The organism is Pseudomonas sp. GW821-FHT03A09, assembly GCF_059421065.1.
In genome coordinates this window covers 1-5,325 of record NZ_JBWKUX010000029.1, presented here as the reverse complement: position 1 = coordinate 5,325, position 5,325 = coordinate 1, and the positions used below count along the sequence as shown (strand labels likewise).

At 63.1% G+C, this 5,325-nt stretch carries 2 protein-coding genes; both read left to right on the top strand.

Features of this window, described 5'->3' with window-relative positions:
- Positions 1 to 585: phosphopantetheine-binding protein (locus AC07V4_RS26885; RefSeq protein WP_492638755.1), on the top strand; the 585-nt coding region annotated here is incomplete at its 5' end.
- A gap of 3 nt (positions 586 to 588) precedes the next feature.
- Positions 589 to 5,325, top strand: a 4,737-nt coding sequence (locus AC07V4_RS26880) for an amino acid adenylation domain-containing protein (protein WP_492638754.1), incomplete at its 3' end; no start/stop codon positions are given.

Below are 5,325 nucleotides of genomic sequence, written 5' to 3'. Positions count from 1 at the left end.
GAAATCGAAGCGCGCCTGCGCGAGCAGGACAGCGTCGGCGAAACCGTGGTGGTGGCCCAGGAAGGCCCGACCGGCAAACAGTTGGTGGCGTACGTCGTACCGGCAGACGCCAGCCTGGCCAATCAGGCCGAGTTCCGTGACGCCTTGCGCCGCGCCCTGAAAGCCCGCCTGCCGGACTACATGGTGCCCGCGCATTTCATGTTCCTGGCACAGATGCCGCTGACCCCGAACGGCAAACTCGACCGCAAGGGTTTGCCCGAGCCGGACGCGAGCCTGCTGCAACAGCAGTACGTAGCCCCTGAAACGGAGTTGGAGCAGCAGATTGCCGCGATCTGGGCCGAGGTGCTGCGCCTGCCGCAAGTGGGCCTGGACGACAATTTCTTCGAAGTCGGCGGCCACTCCTTGCTGGCGATCCAGATCACCTCAAGGGTCCAGGCCGAACTGGGCCTGGAGGTGCCGCTGATGGAGCTGTTCCAGACCGAATCGCTGCGCACCTACGTGCAGGCCGCAGCCACCTTCCGCGCCGGCAGCGTGGAAGATTTTGATGACCTTCGTGACTTTTTGAGCGAACTAGAGGCGATTTGAACCATGCTTTCCAACCCTAATATCGACCTGGTGTCGCGCTTTCTCCGCTTGCCTCTGGAGCAGCGCCAGCAGTTCTACCAGCGCCTGCAAAGCCGTGGCATGAGTTTCGCTCAACTGCCGATTGCCCCCACACGCCACGATGCCGACGTATTGCCGCTGTCCTACGCCCAGGAACGCCAATGGTTTCTCTGGCAACTGGACCCAGAGAGTGCCACCTACCACATCCCCGGAGCCCTGCGTTTGCAGGGGCGCCTGGACCTGCCTGCGTTGCAACGCAGTTTCGACAGCCTGTTGGCCCATCACGAAAGCCTGCGTACCCAATTGGTCGAGGACGGGGAGCGCGTGCTGCAGGCGGTATTGCCGCAAGCACGGGTCGAGATCCAGCAGGTGCGTATTGAAGAAGCGCAACTGATGGCGGCCGTGGAGGCGGAAGTTGCGCGGCCGTTCGATCTGCATCAGGCCCCGCTGTTGCGCGTGACCCTGCTGCAATTGGCCGAAGACGACCACGTGTTGGTGATGGTGCAGCACCACATCGTTTCCGATGGTTGGTCAATGCAGGTGATGGTCGAAGAACTGGTGCAACATTATGCGGCCTACAGCCAGGGTCATGAACTGCAACTCCCAGCACTGCCGATCCAGTACGCCGACTACGCCCTGTGGCAACGCGGCTGGATGGAAGCGGGGGAGCGGGCACGCCAGCTGAATTACTGGCAGGCCCTGTTGGGCGGCGAGCAACCGGTGCTGGAGCTGCCGCTGGACCGCCCGCGTCCGGCCCAACAAAGCCATCGCGGTGCGAGCCTGCAAGTGCATCTGGACGCTGACCTGGTCGCGGGCCTCAAGCGCCTGGCGCAGCACGAGGGTGTGACGCCATTCATGCTGTTGCTGGCCTCGTTCCAGACCTTGCTCTATCGCTACAGCGGGCAGTCGGATATCCGCATCGGCGTGCCGATTGCCAACCGTAACCGTGTCGAGACCGAGCGGTTGATCGGTTTTTTCGTCAACACCCAAGTGCTCAAGGCCGATCTTGATGGGCAGATGACCTTTGCCGAGCTGTTGCAACAGACCAAGCGCCGCGCCCTGGAAGCCCAGGCCCACCAGGACCTGCCGTTCGAGCAACTGGTCGTGGCGTTGCAGCCGGAACGCAGCCTGAGCCATAACCCGTTGTTCCAAGTGATGTTCAACCATCAGACCGATGCCCAAGGCAGCCGCGATGCTCAACAACTGCCGTGCCTGCGCGTGACGGAGCTGGACTGGGACAGCCACACCACCCACTTCGACCTGAGCCTGGACACCCATGAGTCCGCCGAGGGTCTGTGGGCGGCGTTGACCTACGCCACCGATTTGTTCGACACCGCAACCATGGAGCGTCTGGCCGGGCATTGGCAGAACCTGCTGGCGGGTATCGTCAGCGCGCCTCAATGCCGTCTCGCCGAACTGGCAATGTTGAGCGCGCCACAAACCCATGCGCTGTTGCAGGCGTGGAATGCCCCGGCGACGGCTGGCGAGCCCCAGGCGGTGCATCGCTTGTTCGAAGCCCAGGTCTTGAGGCAGCCCGGGCATCCGGCGTTGGTGTTGGACGATCAGGTCATCAGCTACGGCGAGTTGAACCGGCAGGCCAACCGCCTTGCGCATTACCTGATCGCCCAGGGCGTAGGTCCCGATGTGCTGGTGGGGGTTGCGGTCGAGCGTTCGTTTGCCATGGTGGTCAGCTTGCTGGCGGTACTCAAGGCGGGCGGTGCCTATGTGCCGCTTGACCCGGAGTACCCCCGCGAGCGCCTGATGCACATGCTCGACGACAGCGCCGTGCAATGGGTGTTGACCCAGTCCCACCTGCGGACGCGCTTGCCGTTGTCGGCGCAGCTGTCGACCTTGGACATCGATCTGGCTGACGCGCAATTGGCGTCCTTCAGCGACGAGAACCCATCTCTGGCGTTTGAACCGCAAAACCTGGCCTATGTGATCTACACCTCTGGCTCCACCGGCAAACCCAAGGGTGTCGCCATCAACCATGCGGCCTTGAGCGAGTTTGCCGGTATCGCGGCGGATTATTCGTGTCTGGTTCCGGGTGACCGGGTGTTGCAGTTCGCAACCCTTAACTTCGACGGTTTCGTCGAGCAGTTGTACCCGGCGCTGACCCTGGGCGCCAGTGTGGTTTTACGTGGGCCGCAACTGTGGGACGGTGCTGAGTTGTACCGACAGATCATCGCCCAGGGCATTACCCTGGCCGACTTGCCAACCGCCTACTGGAAGCTGTTCCTGCAGGATTGCCTGGCAGCAGGGCCACGCCCTTATGGGGCGTTGCGCCAGATCCATATCGGCGGCGAAGCCATGCCGCTGGATGGCCCGCTGCTGTGGCAGCGTGCGGGGTTGGGCCATGTGCGCCTGCTCAACACCTACGGGCCGACCGAGGCTACGGTGGTGTCCAGTGTGCTCGATTGTACCGACGTCAATGCCATGGTCGGTGTGACGGCCAGCCCGATTGGCCGAGCATTGCCCGGGCGTGGCTTGTATGTGCTGGACGGCGACCTGAACCTGCTCCCGAGCGGCGCCGTGGGCGAACTGTATATCGCCAGCGCCAGTGGCCTGGCCCGCGCCTATTTACAGCGCCCGGGCCTGACCGCCGAGCGTTTTGTCGCCGACCCGTTCAGTGCAACGGGCGAGCGCCTGTATCGCAGCGGCGACCTGGCGCGCTATCGCGCTGACGGTGTGGTCGAGTATGTCGGGCGCGTCGACCACCAAGTGAAAATCCGCGGTTTCCGCATTGAACTCGGTGAAATCGAAGCGCTGCTGCTGGCCCAGGACAGCGTGCGCGAGGCCCTGTTGCTGGCGGCCGACAACCAACTGCTGGCCTATCTGGTGCCGGCACAGCCGTTGTCCGAAACCGAACGCGCAGCGGCCGGTGAGCCACTGATGGCGACCCTGCGTGAGCACCTGCCGGACTATATGGTGCCCGCGCACCTGATCTTCCTCGACCACATGCCCCTGAACCCCAACGGCAAGCTGGATCGCCAGGCGTTGCCCAAGCCGGATGCAAGCCAGGTGCAACAGGACTGGCAGGCACCGGTTACGCCATTGCAACAGCAAGTCGCGGACATCTGGACGGACATTCTCGGTGTCGAGCGGGTCGGTTTGAACCAGCATTTCTTTGAACTGGGCGGGCATTCGCTGCTGGCGATGCAGGTGGTGTCGCGGATTCGCCAGGCACTGGGCCTGGAAGTGCCGCTCAAGGCAGTCTTCGAACACCCACGGCTGGAAGCCTTCGTGGCCGCGATGCAGACGCAGGATTCCTCCGCGCCCAAGGCTCCGGCCTTGTTGCCGGCAGGGCGCGAGCAGCCGTTGCCGCTTTCGTACGCTCAAGAGCGCCAGTGGTTTCTCTGGCAGTTGGAACCTCACAGCGCCGCCTACCACATCCCCAGCGCACTGCGCTTGAACGGGCAGTTGGACCACGTCGCACTGCAACGCAGCTTCGACACGCTGCTGGCCCGTCACGAAAGCCTGCGCACTCATATCCGTCAGGAGCACGCCGGCGCGGTGCAGGTGATCGAGCCGGCTGCGGTGCTGCACATCACCCACGCCGATGTCGACGAAACCCAGCTCAAGGCGCGGGTAGAAGCGGAGATCGCGCAGCCCTTCGATTTGCAACAAGGCCCGTTATTGCGCGTCACCCTGTTGCGCCTGGCGGCGGACGAACATGTGCTGGTGCTGGTGCAGCACCATATCGTCTCCGATGGCTGGTCGATGCAATTGGTGGTCGAGGAACTGGTGCAGCTATACGCCGCTTACAGCCAGGGCCAGGACCTGCAGTTGCCGGCGTTGCCGATCCAGTACGCCGACTATGCCGTGTGGCAGCGCGACTGGATGGACGCCGGCGAGAAGCAGCGCCAGTTGGCGTACTGGCGCGAGGTGTTGGGCGGTGAGCAAAGTGTGCTGGAGCTGCCGTTCGACCACCCGCGTCCGGCCGTGCAGAGCCATCGCGGTGCGCGCCTGGCCATTGAGTTGGCGCCGACCCTGACCCTGGAACTCAAGGCCCTGGCCCAACAGCAAGGCGTCACGCTGTTCATGCTGTTGCTGGCCTCGTTCCAGACCCTGTTGCACCGCTACAGCGCTCAGGAAGAGATTCGCGTCGGCGTGCCGATTGCCAATCGCAACCGCAGTGAGACTGAGCGCCTGATCGGTTTCTTCGTCAACACCCAGGTACTCAAGGCGGATCTGCACGGGCAGATGAGTGTCGAGCAGTTGTTGCAACACACACGGCAGCGGGCGCTGGAGGCCCAGTCGCATCAGGATTTGCCGTTTGAGCAACTGGTGGAAGCCCTGCAGCCGGAGCGCAGCCTCAGCCATAATCCGTTGTTCCAGGTGATGTTCAACCACCAGACCGATGTCGGTCAGGTGCAGGTGCAGCATCAATTGCCGCAACTGCGGGTTGAAGGTCTGGAGTGGGAAAGCAAGACCGCACACTTTGACCTGGACCTGGATATCCAGGAGTCCACCGAGGGCATCTGGGCCACTTTGGGTTACGCCCAGGACCTGTTCGAAGCTGCCACCGTGCAACGCATGGCCCGGCATTGGCAGAATCTGTTGCAAGGCATGGTCGCCAACCCGCAACTATCTCTCAGCCAGTTGCCGTTGCTGGACAGCACGGAGCAACAGCAGATTCTGCAACTGTGGAATTGCACCGACTCAGGCTTCTCGGCCCAGCGCCTGGTGCATGAGCTGTTCGCTGACCGCGCGCGGGAGAAT